This window comes from Ruegeria sp. CDSC042, from assembly GCF_059610745.1.
Genome location: NZ_JBXWOF010000004.1, coordinates 209,874 through 232,855 on the forward strand (window position 1 = coordinate 209,874; position 22,982 = coordinate 232,855).

General features: G+C 57.4%; 20 protein-coding genes. 6 read left to right on the forward strand and 14 right to left on the reverse strand.

Annotation, left to right across the window (positions count from 1 at the left end; all coding sequences use genetic code 11):
• Positions 1-35 precede the first annotated feature (35 nt).
• Positions 36-2,162: a methylmalonyl-CoA mutase gene (gene scpA, locus AC2FHX_RS10840; protein WP_496690936.1), complete on the reverse strand. Its 2,127-nt coding sequence runs from the start codon at positions 2,160-2,162 to the stop codon at positions 36-38.
• Between the two features lie 168 nt (positions 2,163-2,330).
• Here scpA and AC2FHX_RS10845 point away from each other — a divergent pair, with 168 nt between their 5' ends.
• Positions 2,331-2,777 (forward strand): DUF4174 domain-containing protein, encoded by a 447-nt coding sequence (locus AC2FHX_RS10845; RefSeq protein WP_496690937.1) that lies wholly within the window; start codon positions 2,331-2,333, stop codon positions 2,775-2,777.
• Positions 2,778-2,853: 76 nt separating this feature from the next.
• Here the strand turns inward: AC2FHX_RS10845 and AC2FHX_RS10850 are convergent, their stop codons facing one another.
• The 5 genes from AC2FHX_RS10850 to AC2FHX_RS10870 all read right to left on the reverse strand — a co-directional run bounded on the left by AC2FHX_RS10850 (position 2,854) and on the right by AC2FHX_RS10870 (position 8,467).
• On the reverse strand, positions 2,854-4,899 hold the full coding sequence (locus tag AC2FHX_RS10850) for an ATP-binding protein (protein ID WP_496690938.1): 2,046 nt from the start codon (positions 4,897-4,899) through the stop codon (positions 2,854-2,856).
• A 114-nt stretch (positions 4,900-5,013) separates the two neighbouring features.
• Positions 5,014-5,217 carry a hypothetical protein gene (locus tag AC2FHX_RS10855; RefSeq protein WP_142636801.1) on the reverse strand — a complete coding sequence of 68 codons (204 nt, stop codon included), beginning with the start codon at positions 5,215-5,217 and terminating at the stop codon, positions 5,014-5,016.
• Between the two features lie 706 nt (positions 5,218-5,923).
• Positions 5,924-6,277, reverse strand: a complete 354-nt coding sequence (locus AC2FHX_RS10860; protein ID WP_142636799.1) for a hypothetical protein — start codon at positions 6,275-6,277, stop codon at positions 5,924-5,926.
• Between the two features lie 73 nt (positions 6,278-6,350).
• Entirely contained in the window at positions 6,351-6,677 is a 327-nt protein-coding gene (locus AC2FHX_RS10865; protein ID WP_271949451.1) for a DUF6497 family protein, read from the reverse strand.
• Between the two features lie 257 nt (positions 6,678-6,934).
• Positions 6,935-8,467 carry an acyl-CoA carboxylase subunit beta gene (locus AC2FHX_RS10870; protein WP_142636795.1) on the reverse strand — a complete coding sequence of 511 codons (1,533 nt, stop codon included), beginning with the start codon at positions 8,465-8,467 and terminating at the stop codon, positions 6,935-6,937.
• 183 nt (positions 8,468-8,650) lie between these two features.
• Here AC2FHX_RS10870 and AC2FHX_RS10875 point away from each other — a divergent pair, with 183 nt between their 5' ends.
• Positions 8,651-9,856 carry a multidrug effflux MFS transporter gene (locus tag AC2FHX_RS10875; RefSeq protein WP_281972733.1) on the forward strand — a complete coding sequence of 402 codons (1,206 nt, stop codon included), beginning with the start codon at positions 8,651-8,653 and terminating at the stop codon, positions 9,854-9,856.
• Positions 9,857-9,921: 65 nt separating this feature from the next.
• Positions 9,922-11,322 carry a helix-turn-helix domain-containing protein gene (locus AC2FHX_RS10880; protein WP_142636792.1) on the forward strand — a complete coding sequence of 467 codons (1,401 nt, stop codon included), beginning with the start codon at positions 9,922-9,924 and terminating at the stop codon, positions 11,320-11,322.
• A 59-nt stretch (positions 11,323-11,381) separates the two neighbouring features.
• On the opposite strand, the gene AC2FHX_RS10885 is transcribed toward AC2FHX_RS10880, so the two are convergent.
• The 6 genes from AC2FHX_RS10885 to AC2FHX_RS10910 all read right to left on the reverse strand — a co-directional run bounded on the left by AC2FHX_RS10885 (position 11,382) and on the right by AC2FHX_RS10910 (position 17,158).
• On the reverse strand, positions 11,382-11,621 hold the full coding sequence (locus AC2FHX_RS10885; RefSeq protein ID WP_496701611.1) for an HP1242/YdcH family protein: 240 nt from the start codon (positions 11,619-11,621) through the stop codon (positions 11,382-11,384).
• A gap of 78 nt (positions 11,622-11,699) precedes the next feature.
• The gene (gene betA, locus AC2FHX_RS10890; protein ID WP_496690940.1) at positions 11,700-13,358 is read right to left on the reverse strand and encodes a choline dehydrogenase; all 1,659 of its coding nucleotides are present in this window, start codon (positions 13,356-13,358) and stop codon (positions 11,700-11,702) included.
• An 86-nt stretch (positions 13,359-13,444) separates the two neighbouring features.
• The gene (betC, locus tag AC2FHX_RS10895; RefSeq protein ID WP_496701609.1) at positions 13,445-14,953 is read right to left on the reverse strand and encodes a choline-sulfatase; all 1,509 of its coding nucleotides are present in this window, start codon (positions 14,951-14,953) and stop codon (positions 13,445-13,447) included.
• Positions 14,950-15,522: a choline-binding transcriptional repressor BetI gene (gene betI / locus AC2FHX_RS10900; RefSeq protein ID WP_271949443.1), complete on the reverse strand. Its 573-nt coding sequence runs from the start codon at positions 15,520-15,522 to the stop codon at positions 14,950-14,952. Before betI ends, betC begins: the two co-directional genes overlap by 4 nt.
• 87 nt (positions 15,523-15,609) lie before the next feature.
• Positions 15,610-16,518 carry a DMT family transporter gene (locus AC2FHX_RS10905; protein WP_496689676.1) on the reverse strand — a complete coding sequence of 303 codons (909 nt, stop codon included), beginning with the start codon at positions 16,516-16,518 and terminating at the stop codon, positions 15,610-15,612.
• A 40-nt stretch (positions 16,519-16,558) separates the two neighbouring features.
• Complete coding sequence (locus AC2FHX_RS10910) at positions 16,559-17,158, reverse strand: LysE/ArgO family amino acid transporter (protein WP_496690941.1); 600 nt, start codon at positions 17,156-17,158, stop codon at positions 16,559-16,561.
• Between the two features lie 86 nt (positions 17,159-17,244).
• Here AC2FHX_RS10910 and AC2FHX_RS10915 point away from each other — a divergent pair, with 86 nt between their 5' ends.
• Positions 17,245-18,129 (forward strand): LysR family transcriptional regulator ArgP, encoded by an 885-nt coding sequence (locus tag AC2FHX_RS10915; RefSeq protein WP_281972729.1) that lies wholly within the window; start codon positions 17,245-17,247, stop codon positions 18,127-18,129.
• Positions 18,130-18,143: 14 nt separating this feature from the next.
• On the opposite strand, the gene AC2FHX_RS10920 is transcribed toward AC2FHX_RS10915, so the two are convergent.
• Together AC2FHX_RS10920 and AC2FHX_RS10925 are read right to left on the reverse strand one after the other, a co-directional pair.
• On the reverse strand, positions 18,144-19,415 hold the full coding sequence (locus AC2FHX_RS10920) for a permease (RefSeq protein WP_496701607.1): 1,272 nt from the start codon (positions 19,413-19,415) through the stop codon (positions 18,144-18,146).
• A 136-nt stretch (positions 19,416-19,551) separates the two neighbouring features.
• Positions 19,552-20,292, reverse strand: a complete 741-nt coding sequence (locus AC2FHX_RS10925) for a YebC/PmpR family DNA-binding transcriptional regulator (protein ID WP_142636775.1) — start codon at positions 20,290-20,292, stop codon at positions 19,552-19,554.
• A gap of 110 nt (positions 20,293-20,402) precedes the next feature.
• Here AC2FHX_RS10925 and AC2FHX_RS10930 point away from each other — a divergent pair, with 110 nt between their 5' ends.
• On the forward strand, positions 20,403-22,175 hold the full coding sequence (locus tag AC2FHX_RS10930; RefSeq protein ID WP_271949431.1) for an SLC13 family permease: 1,773 nt from the start codon (positions 20,403-20,405) through the stop codon (positions 22,173-22,175).
• Between the two features lie 17 nt (positions 22,176-22,192).
• Positions 22,193-22,927: a glutamine amidotransferase gene (locus AC2FHX_RS10935; protein WP_271949429.1), complete on the forward strand. Its 735-nt coding sequence runs from the start codon at positions 22,193-22,195 to the stop codon at positions 22,925-22,927.
• Positions 22,928-22,982: the final 55 nt, after the last annotated feature.

The following is a 22,982-nucleotide window of genomic DNA, read 5'->3' on the forward strand; positions in this document are numbered from 1 at the left end:
CACAAGATTTTTCGACGAAAAATCTTGGTGCCGGTTCAATCTTTGGCTTCGCCGATCAAACGCAGGATATCTTGTGCCGCCTCTGGGATGTTCGTACCCGGACCAAAGATCGCCTTAACCCCGTGATCATAGAGGAACTTATAATCCTGTTGCGGGATGACACCTCCGCAGATGACGATGATATCCTCAGCCCCGGCCTTTTTCAGTTCTTCGACCAGCTGCGGGGCCAGCGTCTTGTGCCCGGCTGCCTGAGACGAAATGCCGACGACATGGACGTCATTGTCCACCGCGTCTTGTGCTGCCTCGGCCGGCGTTTGGAACAGCGGGCCAACGTCCACGTCAAAGCCGATATCGGCAAAGGCTGTGGCGATCACCTTGGCTCCCCGGTCATGCCCGTCCTGCCCCATCTTGACAACCAGCAGGCGCGGGCGACGGCCTTCGGCCTCAGCAAAATCCTCAATGGACTTCTGGATGGCGGCAAAGCCTTCGTCGCCCTCATAGGCGGCCCCATAAACACCGGCCAGCGTTTTGACCTCGGCGCGGTGGCGACCAAATTCCTTTTCCATTGCCATGCTGATCTCTCCTACGGATGCGCGGGCACGGGCGGCTTCGACAGCAGCGGCCAGCAGGTTGCCGCCATCGCGGGCGGTGGTCGTCAGGGTGTCCAGCGCCATTTGGCAGGCAGCCTCATCGCGCGTGGCACGGATGCGTTCCAGACGTGCCACCTGCGCCTCGCGGACAGCCACGTTGTCGACATCCAGAATGTCTATCGGGTCTTCCCGTTCCTTGCGGTACTTGTTGACGCCGACGATTACCTCGTCACCCCGGTCGATCATCGCCTGCCGTCGGGCGGCGCTTTCTTCTATCCGAAGCTTTGGCATGCCGGATGCAACGGCCTTGGTCATGCCGCCCATTTCCTCGACCTCTTCCATAAGAGCCCAGGCTTTTTCGACCAGCTCATTGGTCAGGCTTTCGACATAGAAAGACCCGGCTAGCGGATCGACCACATCGGTCACCCCGGTTTCCTCTTGCAGCACCAGCTGCGTGTTCCGTGCAATGCGAGCAGAGAAATCGGTGGGCAGCGCAATCGCCTCGTCCAAGGCGTTAGTATGCAGCGATTGGGTGCCGCCCAGAACCGCACTCATCGCCTCATAGGCGGTGCGGATCACGTTGTTATAGGGGTCTTGTTCTTGCAGCGACACGCCCGAGGTCTGGCAATGGGTCCGCAGCATCTTAGAGCGCTCGGATTTCGCGCCGAAATCGGTCATCACCCGATGCCAAAGGGTACGGGCCGCACGCAGCTTGGCAATTTCCATGAAGAAATTCATGCCAATGGCAAAAAAGAACGACAAGCGACCAGCGAATTTGTCGACATCCATTCCGGCCTGTGTCGCTGCACGAACGTATTCGCGCCCATCAGCCAGCGTATAGGCCAGCTCCTGCACCAGGTTCGCCCCGGCCTCTTGCATGTGATAGCCCGAGATTGAGATCGAGTTGAATTTGGGCATATCATTCGACGTATATTCGATGATGTCCGAGATGATCTTCATCGAAGGCTCAGGCGGGTAGATATAGGTGTTACGCACCATGAATTCTTTCAGAATGTCATTCTGAATAGTGCCGGACAGGACGGATTTGTCGTGGCCCTGTTCCTCACCCGCTACAATGAAACTTGCCAGGATAGGAACCACGGCACCGTTCATGGTCATCGAGACCGAGACCTTGTCCAACGGGATGCCGTCGAACAGGATTTTCATGTCCTCTACGCTGTCGATGGCCACACCGGCCTTGCCCACATCGCCGACAACGCGTGGGTGGTCGCTGTCATATCCGCGGTGCGTGGCCAGATCGAAAGCCACCGAGACCCCCTGCTGACCCGCCGCCAGATTGCGACGGTAGAAGGCATTCGATTCTTCGGCGGTGGAAAACCCCGCATATTGGCGGATCGTCCAAGGACGACCGGCATACATTGTCGCCTTTACCCCGCGCGTGAACGGCCCAAACCCGGGCATGGAGTCCATATGCGGCAGATCAGCCGTATCTTCCTGTGTATAGAGTGGCTTGACGGCGATGCCTTCCAGCGTCTCTTTTGTCAGGTCGTCCAACGGGCGACCGCGCAGCTCTTTCTCGGCCAGCGCCTGCCAGTCTTTCCTATTGGTCATTGCGATATCCTTTTCTCAATTCGGGTCGCGCAAGGGCGTGGCCCGCGCGTTATCATCCGTGGTTGCGCCCATTGGAATTGGATGGGACGCAATATTTTATGGGCTGCGTGCATTTCGCTGGTCGCATTCGTGCGCACAGGGACTATATTCAATCCAACAGGAGGCCCAATGACACGAACGCTAGCCTTTGTTTTTTCGGCGCTATTTCCACTGGCGGCCCTTGCAGCTGACGGGGCAGCCCCGGCTGACGATGAATTTGTCCGCCCTGTGGGGGATAGCGAGCTCAGCGAATATCTGTGGATCAAGCGGCCCATTGTTGTCTTTGCCGATACACCTGCTGACCCGCGATTCCAGCAGCAGGTCGACATGCTTTTGGAAGGGGAGGACGTCATGCGCGACCGCGATGTGGTCGTTCTGATCGACACTGACCCTGACGCCCGCTCGCCCATCCGGTCAAAACTACGCCCGCGCGGGTTCCAGATGGTGTTTGTCGACAAGGACGGCGTGGTCAAACTGCGCAAACCTTCCCCTTGGAGCGTGCGTGAAATCGGTCGCTCCATCGACAAGACCCCCCTGCGCCAACGCGAAATCCGTGAACGGCGTGAGGGCGGCTGAACGGGTTTCCCATACCCGACGGCCCCGTCGGCGACCGCCGGTTCCCTTGCAGGATATGTCAAACGCGTGGTCATGATCATTCAAACTCGATGATCACATCATCCACGGCGAGGCTGTCGCCGGGGCCTGCGTTGATCTTGGCAACGGTGCCTTTTTTCTCGGCGCGCAGGATGTTTTCCATCTTCATCGCCTCGATGGTGCACAGCGCCTGACCTTCCTGCACTTCTTGGCCCACTTCGACATCGACCTTTACGATCAGGCCAGGCATCGGGCAGAGCAGCAGTTTCGACGTATCCGGCGGCAGTTTCTCGGGCATCAGCTTGGCCAGTTCCGCCTGACGCGGACGGCGCACATGCACCTTCATATCCGCGCCCCGGTTGCGGATCCGGAACCCGCCCGAGATTTTGTCGGCCTTCAGAACCAGCGGGCTACCGTCTATGTCCAGCACCGCCAGTTGGTCGCCCGGCGTCCACTCCGAGGCCACGCGCAATGTCGCGCCGTCTTCGAATTTGACCGTCGCGCCCTCTTTATCGGCATTCACCTGAACTGCGTATTCCTGGCCCTGCAGGGTCACGACCCAGCGTTTGCCGACCTTGCGTTCATGGTTGTCCATCCGGCCCGATACACGGGTGCGGCGAATCTCAGCCACCCGGTGCATGGCGGCGCAGGAAGCTGCGATCTGGCGCAGGTCAGCCTCGGGCAGCTCTACGCCCTGGAACCCATCGGGGTACTGTTCTTCGATGAACGCGGTAGTCATCTCGCCCTTGATGAAGATCGGGTGATCCATCACTGCCGACAGGAACGGCAGATTGTGCCCGATGCCTTCGACCTCGAAACTGTCCAGCGCCACTCGCATCGCCTCAATCGCTTGATCACGGGTCGGGGCCCAGGTGCAGAGCTTGGCGATCATCGGATCGTAATACATACTGATCTCGCCGCCTTCATAGACGCCAGTATCGTTGCGAACGGCGGCCTCTCCGCTGGGGGCCTCACCCTGCCATTTGTCATTTACCAACAGCGGACCAGCGGCAGTTTCCTGCGGCGGGCGGTAGCGCGTCAAACGACCAATGGACGGCAAGAAGCCACGATAAGGATCTTCGGCATACAAACGGTTTTCAATCGCCCAGCCGGTCAGTGTGACATCGTCCTGGGAGATCGACAACTTCTCACCGGCCGCGACGCGGATCATCTGTTCGACCAGATCGACACCGGTGATCAGTTCGGTCACCGGGTGTTCCACCTGCAGGCGTGTGTTCATTTCCAGAAAATAGAAGTTCTTGTCACCATCAACGATAAACTCGACCGTGCCAGCGCTCGCATAATCCACAGCCTTGGCCAAGGCCACCGCCTGTTCGCCCATCGCCTTGCGTGTCGCCTCGTCCAGGAAAGGCGATGGCGCCTCTTCCACAACCTTCTGGTTTCGGCGCTGAATCGAGCATTCGCGTTCGCCCAGATAGATGCCATTACCATGGCTGTCGCACAGAACCTGAATCTCGATGTGACGGGGTTGGGTCACGAATTTCTCGATGAAAATCCGGTCATCTCCAAAGGAATTCGCGGCCTCGTTCTTGGAGGACTGGAACCCTTCGCGCGCCTCGTCGTCGGTCCATGCGATCCGCATACCCTTGCCACCGCCGCCAGCACTGGCCTTGATCATGACCGGATATCCGATCTCATTCGAAATCTTGACGGCCTCGTCGGCGTCTTCGATCAGGCCCATATAGCCCGGAACCGTAGAGACGCCGGCCTCTTGCGCGATCTTTTTAGAGGTGATCTTGTCACCCATGCTTTCAATCGCACCGACCGGAGGGCCGATAAAGGCCACGCCTTCGGCATCCAGAGCTTGGGCGAATCTCGAGTTTTCCGACAGAAAACCATACCCCGGGTGAACCGCCTGCGCGCCGCTCTGACGGATTGCCTCCATCACCCGGTCGATGACGATATAGGACTGGTTTGCAGGCGGTGGGCCAATATGCACCGCCTCATCCGCCATCGATACATGCAGGGCGTTCTTGTCCGCGTCAGAATAGATGGCGACCGTGCCGATGCCCATCTTGCGGGCGGTTTTGATAACCCGGCAGGCGATCTCGCCCCGGTTGGCGATCAGGATCTTGTTGAACATGGAACGTCCTCTGTCTTGAAGTTCTGGAAACGCAAAACGCCGCCGCGGGGCAATGGCCCCACGACGGCGTGTCGCGCGATGACGGTCGGGGCGACGGGGGCCCCGAAGATTTCGTTATCTACAGTTGTTCTGGGTCTTGCAGTAAAGCACGTTGCCTGCCGCGCCGACCACGGCACCCAATAGCGGGTCGGCACTGACGACTGCCGCGCCAACGGCGCCGGCTCCGCCGCCAAGCAACGCCTGCTCGCCGGTCGAGTCTCCGCACGCCGCGAGCCCTGCACAGGTCGCCATTGCAAGAATGACTTTCGAGATTCGCATGATGTCTGCCCTTTTTGGTTTTTTAACAATTTCAGAGCCAGATGCGGGAAATCGCCACTGTTATTCAATAACGAGCGTACCGAAATGCCCATTTGCGCAGTTTTATGCCATCCAATGACTGAAATTTGCACAAAGAAAAACGCGGGCAGGACATTGTGAAAACCACAAGCCTGCCCGCGGAAGGAAGGGGTACGGAATAGTAGGTGCGCGTGCGACGCAGGCAAAGTAGAGCCGCACGACCCGCTCACCATGCACGGCCCGGTTGCACCTGCAAACCGGGATTGGCCAGTGGTGAAATTTCCGGCCAGAATCTGCCCATTCAGCGAAATATCGCGCAGAAACGCGCCGATTCCGCTCGCGTGAACTTTGGTTGAGCAGGGTGAAATTCGCGCCCCGACAGTTACGCAAACCTTTGTTTTATCAACACTACCTGAGATCACATGACCTGAAGAATTTGATCCTAAGTCGCCGCGGCCAACCCCCGCCGACTGGCCTTTTTCCTGCCCAAGCCTTGATGGTTCTCCCGCCACCAAGCCACGGGTGATACACGCCATAGAATCAGTAGTTTGCGCCCTTTCCCTCAGGTATTTTGCGCGATTGTCACGCGCCCGATCTGCACAGCGCACATATCCTTCTTGGCCCAACCGGGGCAAAGAAACCCTGTTGGAATTTTCAAGGCGTTTATGTGCGACGACGTCGATCACCTTCAGCTATCCCCGCCGAAAATGTCAGGAAACGAGGCTCTGGCCACGCTCGGATCAATGACCAGCAATGCATCATAGCTGGCGGGGTCAAACGGATCCTCCGCCGGAATGACCTCACGCCCGAAAAACCAGCTCAGGCGACCGGCATCCAGATTGCCACGTTCGAATGGCTGGTCGCCAAAATGCTCCCACAAGGCCTCGATAAACGCTGCATCCGCGCGACGATCAGCAGGTTTACGATCCCGGAACCGTTCACGCGTTGTCAGTGGGGTAACACCCTTTGGGTTGGCCCGTCTGATAGTGAATTGATAATCCGTCCCGGTCAGACGGCCGGGAAATCCGCGATGTTTCAACATTTCAGCGCCTCTTCGCTAAGGTCCTTTGAGGCGAAGGGGAATGCACAGAAATTGTGGTAATTGACAACCATTCTCAAATCCCTCCGTCCCAGACACATTGGGAATCCTGCAGAAGATACGCTTCGAAGAACTGCGTGGCATCCGGCGCGGTATGGCCAAAATCTATCGGCTTGTTCGACAGGGAAATCACAACCCTGGCTGGTTCCAGCTTGTGGTGCGCGACATAGGCCACGGCCAGCGTCTGACACAGGTGCTCCATGTCGATCGTGGCGACATCATATCCAATGCGTCCCACATCCGAGCCGATCTTTGGCGCGATGAACCGAAAGCGCAGCCATAACTCGCCCGGATTGTTGTCCAGCAGGACGTCGTTCAGATGTACAGGCTGCCCAGAGGGCACCGGCACCAATGCTTCAGCGAATGTAGGCGAACCAAGACAGAGAATTGCCAGACATAAGGCGCGATCCCAGACCCACCAAAGGCGAGCTCCTCTCTCCGGGATCGCGCGCGCATGCCTACTGGCTCGCGCTTTTCTATGTCCAATAAGGCATTTCATTTAGCAGCTTTGCTCTCAAAGTCAAATTCGCCGTTTGGTGGTCTTTACACCAACGTGCCGAGAGGCAGGCACACCAGAGCACCTGCCCCGCGACCTTCAGCTTACAGCGGAATGTTATCGTGCTTTTTCCAGGGGTTTTTCAGTTGCTTGTTACGCAAGCTTGCAAAAGCTCGCGATACGCGGCGGCGGGTCGAATGCGGCATGATCACCTCATCAATGAATCCACGTTCCGCAGCCACAAACGGATTGGCGAACCGGTCCTCATAGTCCTGAGCGTGCTGTGCGATTTTCTCGGCATCGCCCAGATCGGCACGGTGGATGATTTCGGTCGCGCCTTTGGCCCCCATCACCGCGATCTCGGCGGTGGGCCAGGCATAGTTGAAATCGCCACGCAGATGTTTGGATGCCATCACGTCATAGGCACCGCCATAGGCCTTTCGGGTGATCACTGTGACCTTCGGAACGGTCGCCTCGCCATAGGCAAACAGCAGTTTTGCGCCATGTTTGATCACACCGCCATATTCCTGCGAGGTTCCCGGCAAAAAGCCCGGCACGTCGACCAGTGTCAAAATCGGAATTTCAAAGCAATCACAGAACCGGACGAAGCGCGCGGCTTTTCGGCTGCTGTCGATATCCAGACAGCCGGCCAGCACCATCGGCTGGTTGGCTACAACACCTACGGTCTGACCTTCCAGACGGATAAAGCCCGTGATGATGTTCTTGGCGTAATCTTCTTGAATTTCGTAAAAATCACCCTCGTCCGCCACTTTGGCAATGAGTTCTTTCATGTCATAAGGCGTGTTCGGGTTGTCCGGAATCAACGTATCCAGCGAAGCCTCAATCCGGCCCGGCTCGTCAAAGAAGGGACGAACGGGCGGTTTTTCCTTGTTGTTCAACGGTAGGAAATCGACAAGACGGCGCACTTCGGCCAGTGCTTCGACATCATTTTCGAATGCACCGTCGGCAACCGAAGATTTCTTGGTATGGGTCGATGCACCGCCCAGCTCTTCGGCGGTTACAACCTCATTGGTGACTGTCTTGACGACATCGGGGCCCGTCACAAACATGTACGAGGTGTCTTTGACCATAAAGATAAAGTCGGTCATCGCCGGACTGTAGACGGCGCCACCGGCGCAGGGGCCCATGATCACACTGATCTGCGGAACCACGCCCGAGGCCATGATGTTACGCTGGAACACCTCGGCATAACCCGCAAGCGAGGCCACACCTTCCTGGATTCGCGCACCACCCGAATCGTTGATGCCGATCACCGGAGCACCATTCTGGATTGCCATGTCCATGATCTTGCAGATTTTCTGCGCGTGGGTTTCCGACAGAGACCCGCCGAAAACGGTGAAATCCTGGCTGAAGACATAGACCATACGACCATTGATTGTGCCCCATCCGGTGACGACACCATCGCCTGCAGGCTTTTGATTTTCCATCCCGAAATCCGTGCAGCGATGGCTGACAAACATGTCGAATTCTTCGAAACTGCCTTCATCCACCAACAGCTCTATGCGTTCGCGTGCGGTCAGCTTTCCCCGCGCATGCTGCGCATCAATACGTTTTTGCCCACCCCCCAGCCGTGCATCGTTGCGGCGGCCTTCAAGCTCGGAAAGGATGTCTTTCATAACGATGATCCCCTTTGAAATTTGGCGCGACACTATACTTAGTTTCGTTCAGACCAAAGCGTCATTCGGCAAATTTGCAAATCTTTGAAAAGATAGTTCCGGGTAATTGTAAACATGCAAAGTTTCGCACTGAGACACGGTCACGGATGGCAATCCCAAAAACCGTCACTATACATGTGAACCATGCAGTTTACTTTTTCGCCAGCGCGTCGTTCGCCCCCCACCATTGCCACACTTGTGATGCTATCCGGGCTGTCAGCACTGAGCTTGAATCTTTTCCTTCCCAGCCTGCCCAATATGGCCGCGTATTTTGACGCAGACTACAAAGTCATGCAGCTGTCGATCGCTCTGTATCTGATGATCAGCGCAGTAATCCAAATTCTGATCGGCCCCATCGCAGATAAGGTTGGCCGCAGGCCGGTTATTCTATGGGGATTGGTTCTGTTTCTGATTGCGACACTGGGTTGCATCTACTCCCCGAACGCCGAAGTATTTCTGGCCTTCAGGATGTTTCAAGCGGTCGTAGCAGTTGGAATGGTCCTTAGCCGCGCAGCGGTGCGAGACCTTTACGAAGCAGATCAAGCCGCTTCAATGATCGGCTATGTCACCATGGGAATGGCCATTGTTCCAATGATCGGCCCTGCCATCGGCGGCTTTCTGGAAGAGAGCTTTGGCTGGAAGGCAAATTTCTGGCTTCCTTTCGGGCTGGGCCTACTGGCGCTAATGCTGACCTATTCCGACTTCGGAGAAACATCCCGCAAAAGCGGGCTGACCTTGCTGCAGCAGTTTCGTGAATACCCGGAATTGCTCAGATCCCCTCGGTTCTGGGGCTATTCCATGGCCTCAGCCCTGTCGTCGGGCGCTTTTTTCGCCTATCTGGGCGGCGCGCCTTTCGTCGGGACTGAACTGTTCGGCCTAACAGCGTCAGAACTGGGCATTTACTTCGGCGCCCCTGCGGTGGGTTATTTCTTCGGCAACTTCTTCAGCGGCAGGTTCTCTGTCCGCTTTGGCGTGAACCGGATGGTTCTTTGGGGGTGCTGGATGAACGCAACCGGCGTTGCACTGTCGACTATCGTGTTCCTTACGGGCTTCGGCTCGGTTCTCAGCTTCTTTGGGTTCATGACCATTGTTGGTGTGGGCAATGGTATGACCATTCCAAACGCAACTTCAGGCGCACTGTCCGTCCGCCCGCACCTGGCCGCGACAGCATCTGGGCTGAGCGGGGCCATCATGCTGGGCGGCGGAGCTGGCCTGAGCGCGCTCACGGGCGCAATACTAACCCATGAAACAGGCGCGATGCCGCTGCTGTGGCTGATGTTGGCCTCTGCAACATTTGCCATCGTTGCTATTGCCATCGTGATCCGGCGCGAACGGTATTTGGGCCTGTAACACGCCTTGCGCAGGACGGTTTGCAAAGCTAGCGTTCAAGATTAGAAAAGTTGCAAAGGTACGCCATGGCGACCCAAAAGCTCTATGCTGGTGCAAAACTGCGTGAAATGCGCACGCGCCTGACGCTGACACAAAAGGAATTCGCAGCCAAACTGGGGGTTTCGCTTCCCTATCTGAACCAGATGGAGAATAACAACCGCCCGATCTCGACCACGGTTGTTCTGGCTCTGGCGCAGGAATTCGGCATGGACGTGACCGAACTTAGCACTGGCGACAGCGAACGTCTGGTCTCAGACCTGCGCGAGGCGCTGGCGGACCCCGTGTTTGATGACGCCATGCCACCGCTCGCTGATCTGCGCCTAACAGCTTCAAACGCCCCCGCAATGGCCCGAGCGTTTATCGCCCTGCACCGCACGTATCGCCAGACGCATGAAAGGCTGGCCTCGCTGGACGAAGCCCTGGGACGTGAAGACGCACAGATTCAGGCCAGCCCCTGGGAAGAAGTGCGAGACTTTTTCCATTATTGCGACAACTACATAGACGCGGTTGACCGGGCCGCAGAACGATTTTCTGGCCGCGCCCAGGACAAAGGCGGAATTCGCGCCGCCGCAATCGAAAGCTTGGGTGAAAACGGTATTCGCGTTCAGTTCCCGGATATCGAAGAAACCCGGAAATACGATGCGGATAGCAAAACATTGCTGCTGTCATCACGGATTGCACCGCAAACACAAGTGTTTCAGCTGCTCTTGCAGGTATCCCTAATCAATCAGGACAAGCTGCTTGAAGCGACACTGGATTTCGCCAAATTTCACAGTGATGAGGCGCGCGCGATTGCGAAGATCGGCCTGGCGAATTATTTCGCTGGCGCCTCTCTGATGCCTTATGGCGAATTTCTCAGTGCAGCCCAGCTTTACCGCCATGATTTGGAATTGCTCAGCAATCGTTTTGGAGCATCCATCGAACAGGTGGCCCACAGGCTTTCGACACTGCAGCGCCCCGGTGCAAAGGGGATACCATTTTTCTTTGTTCGGGTGGATCAGGCCGGAACGATCACAAAACGCCACTCCGCCACGCGCCTGCAATTTGCGCGCTTTGGCGGTGCGTGCCCGTTGTGGAATGTGCACCGCGCCTTTGAAACTCCGGGTCACTTCCTGCGGCAGCTTGCCGAAACCCCGGACGGGGTCCGCTATATCTCGCTGGCGCGGGATGTTTCGAAATCGGGCGGTTCGTACGGAGCGCCTGTCCGGCGCTATGCGATTGCGCTGGGATGCGAGGTCCGCCACGCTGAAGCGTTGGTTTATGCGGACAATCTGGATATCTCAAACGCCAGTGCCTACGAGCCCATAGGTATCTCGTGCCGGATCTGCGAACGCCAGAACTGCCACCAACGGTCAGTTCCTCCGCTGGAACGTCGCCTGTCCATCGACACTCATACCCGCGGAACCCTACCCTATGAGGTCACCTGAGCTTTACCCGGCCTAAAACCGCGGCCAGCCGAAACGGGGGCAATGCCCCCGCCCAACCCTTAAGCGCTCGACAAAATCGCCCAGATCTCATCCTTCAGTGCGGCGCGTTTCTTGCGCAGCTCGCCTTCGGCAAGGTCCTCCATCGGCTCGACGTTAGTTTCCGCGCGGTGCACGATACGATTGACCTCATGATACTCTTCAGCCAGACGAGAAAAATGCGCATCGGACTGTTTAAGCTGACTGATCAATTCGACCTTGTCGGGAAACTCTTCGGCCAATTCGTGCGGGGTGTGGGACATTCCTGTTCGCTCCTTAGAAAATGCGTTGCGATTCAAGTCTATATTGGTCCCACTCCCCCCGCTTTGACGCGGATCAAATCAGCGCTGCGCCGAGGACCATAGCGGATGAATCCAAGGCTGATCATTGGCTTTGGGCAACGGATCTTTGCCCAGCAGATGATCCGAGACTTTCTCGCCCACCATGATCGACGGCGCATTAAGGTTGCCGTTGGTGATTTGCGGAAAGATCGAACTGTCCGCCACACGCAGCCGATCCACGCCGATCACCCGGCCTTCGGAGTCGACAACCGCGTTCTGGTCATCCGCCCGTCCCATCCTGCAGGTGCCGCAGGGATGATAGGCACTTTCGGCATGCTCAGCGATAAAGGCGTTCAACTCTTCATCTGTTTGTACCGCAGCACCGGGCTGAATCTCTTTCCCGGCAAAGGGTCTGAACGCCTCTTGCCCGAAAATCTCTCGCGTCAGGCGGATACAGGTGCGGAACTCCTCCCAGTCTTTTTCCTGGCTCATGTAATTGAACCGGATGACAGGTGCGTCCTCGGGTCGAGCCGAGCGCAATGTCACAGCACCCCGTGATTCCGATCGCATCGGACCCACATGTGCTTGGAACCCGTGCCCCTCGGCCGCAGCCTGCCCGTCATAGCGCACCGCCATCGGCAGGAAGTGGTACTGGATGTCGGGGTATTCGACACCCGGCCTTGATCGGATGAAGGCCGCGCTTTCGAACTGGTTCGAGGCACCAAGGCCGGTCTTGGTGAACAGCCATTGCGCCCCGATCAGGCCTTTGCTGACCAGGTTCCAGTGTTTGTAGAGCGTGATCGGCTGAAGCGAGGCTTGCTGGATATACAGCTCCAAATGGTCCTGTAGATTTGCGCCAACCCCCGGACGGTCTGCAACAACTCCGATCCCCTGCTCAGCCAAATGCGCAGCCGGGCCGATTCCAGACAGCATCAAAAGTTTCGGCGAATTGATGGACGAGGCTGCGATGACCACTTCGCGGCGGGCGCGGATGACCTCTGTCTTGCCGCCACGGATCAGTTCAACACCAACAGCGCTTCCGTTTTCCAGAACAATCCGGGTCGCCAGACCGCGCACGATATCACAGTTCTCGCGCTTGAGCGCAGGCCGCAGATAAGCATTTGCCGCCGACCAGCGCCGCCCTTTCCAGACGGTCTGCTCCATCGGGCCGAAGCCTTCTTGCTTTTCACCGTTATAGTCGCCCGTGATTTCATACCCGGCTTGCTGGCCCGCATCGACAAAGGCCTGGAACAGCGGGTTCGCACGCGGGCCCCGCGACACATGCAGCGGCCCGTCAGTGCCCCGCCACGCGGAATCACCACCATGACCGCCGTCATGCCAGGTCTCCATCCGTTTGTAATACGGCAGAACATCCGCATAAGACCAACCATCCGCGCCCATCTCGGCCCAGGTATCGAAGTCCCGGGCGTGGCCGCGCACATAAACCATTCCGTTGATCGAAGAGGACCCACCAATCACCTTCCCTCGCGGGCAGGCCAGACGGCGGTTGTTCAGATGCGGCTCAGGCTCGGATTGATAGCCCCAGTCATAGCGCGACATGTTCATCGGATAGCTTAGCGCGGCGGGCATCTGGATAAACGGGCCCATGTCGGTACCGCCATGCTCGATCACCAGAACCGAGGCACCGGCCTCACTCAAACGATATGCCATCGCGCAGCCTGCGGAACCTGCGCCGACGATGACGAAATCTGCTTCCATTTTCGGGTCTCCATTCTCAACCGGAGCCAAGATTTTTCATCGAAAAATCTCTGCCTGACCGGAGAGGGTCTTGTTAATTCGGGTTGTTACTCTCCGCGTGGAAAGCGTTGGCTTTCCTCGACGATATTCAGATCCATGTGGTTACGCATGTACCGCTCAGATGCTTTCTGCAGGGGCTGGTAGTCCCACGGATAATACCCGCCCTGGCGCAACGCCTCGTACACGACCCAGCGACGCGCCTGGCTGGCGCGAACTTCGGCGTCGAACCGATCCAGATCCCAACGGGCATCGGACTTGGCACGCAAGGTCTGCAACGTTCCGGCGTGCTCTGGCCTGTCTGCGAGATTCTCCAACTCGGAAGGGTCCGCCTCGAGGTCGAACAGTTGATCAGGGTCTAGCGCACATCGGTTGTATTTCCATTTGCCATAGCGCAAGGACACCAGTGGCGCATAAGAGGCCTCGGCCGCATATTCCATTGCGACCGGCGCACTGCGTTCGTGACCCTTGGCCAGCGGCACAAGGTTTTCGCCATCTGTCCAGGGCGCGATCTCTTCCATATCGACACCGGCCAGAGCGCCCAAAGTCGGCGTCACATCTATGGTCGAAACCGGAGCGTCGATCCGGCCCGCTGGCAGATCGGGTGCACAGATCATCAGCGGGACGCGGGATGACCCTTCGTAGAAAGTCATCTTGAACCACAGCCCGCGCTCACCCAGCATATCGCCATGGTCCGAGACAAACAGGATGATCGCCTCTTGCCGCGTGGTTTCCAGCACCTCGAGTATCTCGCCGACCTTGTCGTCCAGATACGAGATATTGGCGAAATAGGCGCGGCGTGATTTGCGGGTATCTTCTTGAGTGATATCAAAGCTGCGCCAGTCATTGGCGTCAAAAATCCGTTTCGAATGCGGGTCCTGATTATCATAACCAAGGTCGGCAATCTCGGGCAGAAGGTGCTCGCAATCTTCGTACAGGTCCCAGTATTTGCGACGTGCAACATAGGGATCATGCGGGTGGGTAAAGCTTACAGTCAGGCACCATGGACGGTCGTCCTTGCCACGGGCCAGATCGTATAGCTTGGACTTGGCGTTATAGGCCACCTCGTCATCATATTCCATTTGGTTGGAAATCTCGGCTACACCTGCGCCCGTGACCGAACCCATATTGTGATACCACCAGTCAATCCGCTCGCCTGGTTTACGGTAGTCCGGGGTCCAGCCGAAATCGGCGGGGTAGATGTCGGTGGTTAGGCGATCTTCAAACCCGTGCAACTGATCGGGCCCGACGAAATGCATCTTGCCCGACAGACAGGTATAGTACCCTGCACGGCGCAGATGGTGGGCATATGTCGGAATATCACTGCCAAACTCGGCGGCATTGTCATAGACACCAGTGCGCGACGGCAACTGACCGGACATAAAACTGGCCCGACCCGGCGCGCACAGGGGCGACGCCGTATAGGCATTCGCAAATCGCGTGGATCGTTCGGCCAGCTTTTTCAGGTTTGGCGCATGCAGCCAATCGACAGGACCGTCAGGAAAAAGGGTCCCGTTCAACTGATCCACCATCAGGATCAAAATATTAGGTTTTGTCATTTCTCAGCCTCGAGCAAGGTGCTGAGCACGCGCATCGCGTGGTTTACAGCCAGTTGCGGTTCTTCCGGGGCGCTCAGCGCGGCGTGGATATAAAGTCCGTCGATCAAGGCGATCATGTTCCCGGCCGCCTCAACCGGATCGGCCAAATGCGGGCGAAGCGCATAAACCAGGTTCGACCGGATACGGGCCTGATAAATCTGCCACAATCGCAGAGCGTCGTCATTGGTCTGCGCAAGAACGTAGAACGTCATCCACGCTGCCGTCACATCCGGCGTGAAACAGGATGGGGCAAAGCATGCCCGGATGATCGCCTGCGCGCGTCCACTTGGCGTGGCTGCTTTCAGTTCGGACCGGACCTCTGCCCCGAAATCCGACAGGATGCGACGCATCGCTGCCAGAAAAATCTGATCTTTACCGCCGAAATAGTGATGTGCCAGCGCGCTGGACATGCCAGCCCGCTTAGCGATCTGGCTGACGGTTACATCGAGGGATTTTTTCGACCCGAGCTCAGCAATCGTTGCCTTTACGATCGCATCACGGCGGATTGGCTCCATTCCGAGTTTCGGCATCCGTACCCCTCAACTGCTTTTGATAGAAAAACGCTAGGAGATTTTTATTGACTCGTCAATTAATAACGTTTTTTCGGCCGAAATCGGCTAAAGTTTAGGTGCAATACTGGGGGTCGTCAGGCTGCTGCGGTTCAACACGGCCTCGCGCCAGGCAATAAAACTGACTGCCAACAGAATCAGCGTGCCCCCGGCGACCACCCACAAATCTACGCTTTCGTGGAAAACCAACGCCCCAACCAGCGTGGCCCAGATCAGCTGTAAGAATGTGACGGGCTGCGTCACTGCTACGGGGGCGGCCTGCAGGGCCAAGGTCATCAGATAGTGTCCAAGTGTGGCAAAACAGGCAACCAGAAACAGCACACCCAAATCATGGAGACTTGGCGGGGACCACACGGCAATGGCGAAAGGTATCAGCGCCATCGTCACCCATATCGACATATGTGCAACCACGACCGAGGGCGGCAGATCTCGCACCAGCATCTTGGCCAGCAGGTAGGATGCACCAAGCGTCAACGAAGTCCCCAACATGGTCACGTGACCAACCGAGATATCCCGAAACCCAGGTCGGAGAATAATTGCGACACCGATCAATGCGACACCAATGGCGGCAATCCGGCGGAAGGCTAGTTTCTCGCCTAGAAACAGCACAGCACCCAATGTGACATAGACTGGCGTCATGTAGTTCATGGCCGTGACTTCGGCCAACGGAATTCGGGTCATGGAAAAGAACCACAGCATCACGGCAATGGCGTGAACCACCCCGCGGATGCCGAACAGTGTCAGATGCCTACGTGTCAGAGGTGTCGTAACGATCAGCCTTAACGCTGGCAGTAGGAACACCAACCCAAAGACAAAGCGCAGAAATGCGGCCTGTATCGGGTCCATGGAGGTGCCCAGAGATTTGACGAGCGCAGTCATGACAACAAAGGACAGACCGGCGGAAAACATCCAGAACATTCCCGCCAATGGCCGATAGGTGTTAGGTTGAGTTGTCATGTTAACGGTTCAACACCGAAACACAGGTGGGAACAAGACCTCAGATCGCCACCAGCTTGACCGCAATCGCCAGCATGACAAAACCGATAACAACATCCAGCACCTGCCATGCCCTTGGGCGGGCAAAGACCGGCGACAGAATCCTTGCCCCGTAGCCCAACGAGAAGAAGAAGACAAAGCTGGACAGCATCGCTCCAATAGCAAAGGCCAACCGGTCATCATATTGTGCAGATATCGACCCGATCAGAACCACCGTGTCCAGATAGACATGCGGATTCAACCAGGTGAAGGCCAGCACGGTCAGCAGGACAGACCTCAGACTTGAACGTGTCCCTTCACTGACATCCATGGAAGACCCGCCGCGCCAGGCCGATAGCAGGCTGCGCAACCCGTACCAGGTCAGAAACACAGCCCCGCCATAGCGCATGACCGGCTCGAACCAAGGAGCAGTCTGAGCAAGCGTTCCGAACCCGGCAACCCCTGCCGCAATCAGAATGGCATCCGATACGGCGCAGGTCAGGCATAGGGCAAAAACATGTTCGCGGCGCAGCCCTTGACGCAGGACAAAGGCGTTCTGCGCACCAATGGCCAAAATCAGACTAAAGCCCAGAGCGAATCCGGAAATCAGAGATGCGGACATGAAACCTCCTGTGTTCGATTTGATTGACTAGAGCCAGTCAGTCGATTTATCAAATTAAAGAAGTTACACCTGGTTAAGCTCTGCTAATGTTGCTGGATCCCAATCACCTTGCCGCACTTTCGGCCATTCTACGCCACGGAAGCTTTGACGCCGCCGCCTCAGAGCTGTCGGTGACGCCTTCGGCGATATCGCAGCGGATCAAGTCATTAGAGGATCGGATAGGCGCCGCTCTGATCACTCGTGGTGCGCCCTGCACAGCGACACCCGCCGGCTTGCGCATTGCCAGATACGCCGAGGATATCGGGCTGCTTGAGGCACAGCTGGCCCGTGAACTTGCGTTGGAGGGAACCTCTGGCCCCACCCAGGTGCGCATTGCAATTCCCGCAGACAGTTTGGCCACATGGTTCATCGCTGCGATGGCCCAAACAGATGAGTTGCTGTTCGATCTGGTAATTGATGATCAGGACCATTCGGCCGATTGGTTGCGCCGCGGTGAGGTCAGCGCGGCTGTTACCACCGGAGGGCAACCGGTCTCTGGCTGCGATGCCCATCCACTTGGGGATTTCAGGTATATTCCAACGGCCAGCCCAGGTTTTATGCATAAATGGTTCCGGGAAGGTGTAACCAAAAGCAGCCTTGCCATGGCACCGTGCCTGACCTTCAATCAAAAGGACGGTCTTCAGAAAGCCTGGTTTGCGAGAGAGTTCGGGCACCACATTTCCCCGCCATCGCATTTCCTGCCATCCTCACACGGGTTTGTGGATGCAGCGATCGCCGGCATCGGGTGGGGAATGAACCCGATTGAGTTGGTACAAAAGCCTTTGGCAGATGGCCTGTTGTGCCCCTTGATACCAGACAAGCCCCTTGATGTTCCGCTGACCTGGCAGGTCGGGCGTGTCTTATCCTCGGCCCTTTCGCCGCTGACCGCCGCTGTAAAGCGCGCGGCTGTCGACGCGCTTATTCAACGATAGACAGGATTGGCCGATCAGGATGGCTCGGGCGCTTTAGGAATCGGCGTCACCACCCGGTAACAGGCAAAAGCTGCGATCAGGCTGACCAAGACAACGATCAAAACCGCCGCCGAGACCTCTTGCATATGTGCCAGACCAGCCAGTGCCGCCGACACGATGACCGCAACAATCCGCGAGATGCTTTTCACCGCTGCCGCCCCTTTGACCCGCTGATCAAACGGGGCGATATCCAGAAAATACAACTTTCGGGCACTGCTGATGCCTGTTACCGCCACGGTCACCACAAACAGGGCAACCGCATAAGTGTGCACCTGATGACCGATATGGAGGTAATGGACCGTCAGCAGCCCTGCTCCGGTCAAGGCCACCATCAGAGTTCCGGATACCATGACCGCCCGGTGGGATTTCAGGTTAACAAACTGCCACAAAGGCGCAGAGACCAGATATCCAGAGGCCGACGAAATGATCATTGCGGTAAGACCTTTGGCCGAACTGTGATGTGCCTCGGCCGCCATCAGGGCAAAGAACGGAACCGATAGACTGACAACCACAATCGGAAGGCGCATGACCATATAGCGCCGGAACCAGGTCTGGTTGAACATCGCCAGAATATCGGTGAAATACTCGGACCAATGTCTTTTGCTTTCGTCCTCAGGCGCTGTGGAAATTTTCTGATGCGGAACTTCGGACATCGCCAGGATTGATAGGCCAGACAACAGAAAAAACACCACTGCAACTCCGATCACAACCGAATGGCGCGCAAACGGAGGGTTGCCCAGCGTGATTTGATGGACCAACAGAACAAGACCGATTGCGCCCAATCCGCCGGCGCCTAACTGCAGATATCGCATGATCATCCGTGACCTGGACTGAACGTGCGCGCCCAGCAGGTCAGTAAGCAGCAATGTCTGGATCTCACCCACGAGACCGATCAAAAAAAATGCGGCGATAAAGGCTGTGGCCGTGAACACGAGACTGCCCGTCGCGGCCGCCGCCAGAGCCATGACAAGGCAGGCCCCGATCAATACTTCGGTCATCGCGATGCTGCGTTTCTTCTGTTCGCGCAGCGCAATGACCTGGGCCAGAAACACGTCGGCGATCATGCTGCCGACCATGCGGATTGAAACCAGCGCGCCGGCGATGAACATCGGGAGTTCCAGCGAAACCGCAAGAAACGGCAAGACAATGGACGGGCTGCCAAGGGTCCAGGCGACCTGGGACAGAATACTCTGCCCGGTCAAAACAGGCACATTGCGTTTGGCCAAATCAAATTGAGGTTCGGTCATCTGCTCTTTGACTCACTGCTTCAGCTATTCGACCCAGCCTATGGGTTCGAACCTGATCGGCCAATAGCCCTATCCTCCAACCAACAAAAAACCCGGCCTGACGGCCGGGTTTCCAAATCTCAAGATGCGGGGCAGATCAAAGCTGCGCCATCACCTCATCCGAGGCTTCGAAATTGGTTGTGACGCGCTGAACGTCATCATCATCTTCCAGCGCATCCACCAACTTCATCAGCTTTTGCATATCCTCAAGCCCCAGCTCGGTCGTGGTGCTTGGCTTCCAAACCAGTTTGGTGGATTCCGTTTCACCCAGCGCGGCCTCGAGCGCGTTCGAGACGTCGTTCAGATCGGTGTCGGCGCACCAGATGATATGACCTTCGTCCGAGCTTTCAACATCTTCCGCGCCTGCCTCAATGGCCGCTTCGAACACGGTGTCGGCATCACCAACCGTATCTGGATAGACCACTTCACCCTTGCGTTCGAACATAAAGCCGACGGAACCTGTCTCGCCAAGATTGCCGCCATTCTTGGAAAAGGTCGAGCGCACAGTCGATGCGGTCCGGTTCCGGTTGTCGGTCATCGTCTCGACGATGACGGCCACGCCGTTGGGGCCATAGCCTTCATACCGGATTTCTTCGTATTCGTCGCCGTCGCCTGCCTGCGATTTCTTGATCGCCCGGTCGATCACGTCTTTGGGGACCGAGTTTGACTTGGCCTCTTTCACCGCCAGACGCAGACGCGGGTTCTTGTCGGGGTCGGGGTCGCCCATCTTAGCGGCAACAGTGATCTCTTTTGACAGCTTGGAAAACAGTTTGGACCGCGCGGCGTCCTGACGTCCCTTGCGGTGTTGGATATTGGCCCATTTGGAGTGGCCTGCCATGGTGCGTCCTCGTGATAGTGATTGCGTATTTGGCGCCCATATAGACGTTTGCGGGCCATGGGATCAAGAGACCGGCTTGCGACGGCTTCTTCTGCGAGTATGTTGGCGGTATGACGACAGATCAGATCATACTTTTCGCTCTCTTTGCCACTGTATTCGGAATGCTGCTTTGGGGGCGGTTTCGCTATGATCTTGTTGCGTTTTCCGCGCTTCTGATCGGAGTGGTGTTGGGTGTCGTGCCCGTCGATGACGCTTTTGCCGGTTTTGGTCACTCGGCGACCATCATCGTCGCGCTGGTTCTGGTCGTTTCGGCCGGGCTGGTCCGGTCCGGTGCGGTATTCTTGATCACGCGATCCCTGGTTGACGCGTCACGCGGCCTTGGGGCCCATATCGCCTTGATGGGCGGTATCGGGGCTGTTCTGTCCGCCTTCATGAATAACGTCGCTGCCTTGGCCCTGTTGATGCCGGTCGACATTCAGACCGCACGAAAAGCCGGACGAGCCGTCGGCCTGACCCTAATGCCGCTCAGCTTTGCAACAATTCTGGGTGGGATGGCGACCCTGATTGGCACGCCACCGAACATCATCATCGCCTCAATCCGCGCAGAAACTTTGGGCGAGCCCTTTCGTATGTTCGATTTCGCCCCTGTGGGTGGCATTGCTGCGATTGCCGGGCTAGCCTTTGTCTCACTGGTGGGCTGGCGATTGATTCCGAACCGGGGACCGCAAACCGAAACCTCTGAGGCGCTGGCCGAATATATCGCAGAACTGACCGTCCCACCGGAATCGCCGTTGATCGGCAAACGGGTCAGCGAGCTTTATGAAGATGCCGAGAAATCCGACGTCGCCATCATCGGCATGATCCGCGACGGCAAGCGCCGCTATGGCCGGTCGGCCCATGCAACACTGAATCAGGGTGACGCGCTGGTGCTTGAAGCCCGCCCCGAGGCGCTGGATGAATTCCGCGCGGCGCTGAAGCTGGATTTTTCGGACACACGTCGGCAGGAGCTTCTGACCGCTGAAGGCGACGGGCTGGAAGTCGTCGAGGTTGTCGTGACCGAAAACGCCCGCATCACCGGGCGTACGGCGCAGGGGTTGGGATTGGCATGGCGGCAGAGCACCGTTTTGATGGGCATTTCGCGCCAGGGCCGCAGCATCACCGAACAGGTCCGCAAAACCGAGGTTGAGGCTGGCGACATCCTGTTGTTGCTGTGCCCGCGTGATCGCAGCGCCGATGTGACCGAATGGCTGGGATGCCTACCGCTGGCCCAACGCGGTCTGAACGTCACCGCCAATGAAAAGGCCTGGCTTGCGATTGGCCTGTTTGCCACCGCGGTACTGGCAGCCAGTGTTGGGCTGATCTACCTGCCGGTCGCATTGGGGCTGGTTGTGGTTGCCTATGTGCTGACCAAGATCATGCCAATCGCAGATCTCTATACTCACATCGAATGGCCGGTGGTCGTTTTGCTGGGCTCGATGATCCCCCTGGGGAGCGCACTGGAAACCTCGGGCGGCACCGAACTGATCGCCAATGCGCTGATCCAGTTAACTAACGGCCTGCCTGCATGGGCTATTCTGACCGTTCTGATGGTGGTCACCATGACCCTGTCGGACGTGTTGAACAACACCGCCACGGCGATTGTGGCGGCCCCGGTCGGCATTCAGATGGCCCGCACGCTTGAGGTTTCCCCCGACCCGTTTCTGATGACGGTCGCCGTTGCAGCCTCGGCTGCGTTCCTGACGCCTATCGGGCATAAGAACAACACGCTGGTTCTGGGTCCGGGTGGCTATCGGTTCGGAGACTACTGGCGCATGGGCCTGCCGCTGGAAATCCTGATCATTGCGGTTTCGATACCCGCCATCCTTGTGTTCTGGCCGCTGTGACGGGTAAGAGCCGTTCCATGAAACAATTTCTGATCCTGCAGTTACGCCCGGAAACCGATGCGTCCGATGCCGAATATGCCTCGATTTTGGACAAGACCGGCTTGAGTTCTGAACAGACCCATCGCATCCGGTTGGATTGTGAAGACCTGCCCGACGGCTTGGACGTGACCGACTATGCTGGAGTGATCGTCGGCGGCGGCCCCGGCTGTGTCAGCGACGATCCGGCGACAAAATCGCCGACGGATGCCCGCACCGAAGCCGCCATCATGGGCCTGATGCCGCAGATCACCGCGCGCGATCATCCGTTCATGGGGTGCTGCTATGGGCTGGGTATTCTTACCGCGCATCTGGGTGGCGATGTCAGTAAAGACCAGTTCGGAGAGCCCGTCGGCCCCTCAACCTGCCACGTGACAGAGGACGGTGCGACCGATCCACTGATCTCGGGGCTGGGTCAGAGTTTTGATGCTTTTGTGGGCCATAAAGAGGCTGTGCAATCCCTGCCAGAAGGGTGCGTGCATCTGCTTGCCTCGGACCCTTGCCCGTTCCAGATGATCCGCTGGGGCCAGAATGTCTATGCCACACAGTTCCACCCCGAGGCTGATGCCCGCGACTTTGAAGAACGTATCACCATCTACAAACACCACGGCTATTTCCCGCCCGAAGATGCTCAGCGTCTGATCGACATTTGCCACGCCGCCAATGTCACTCTGCCCGGTGAAATCCTGCGCAGGTTCGCCCAACGCTACGGCTGACCCTACGGCGCGGTTGCCTGCGGCTTTGACCCTCGCTTACGCTGGTCCGAACGGC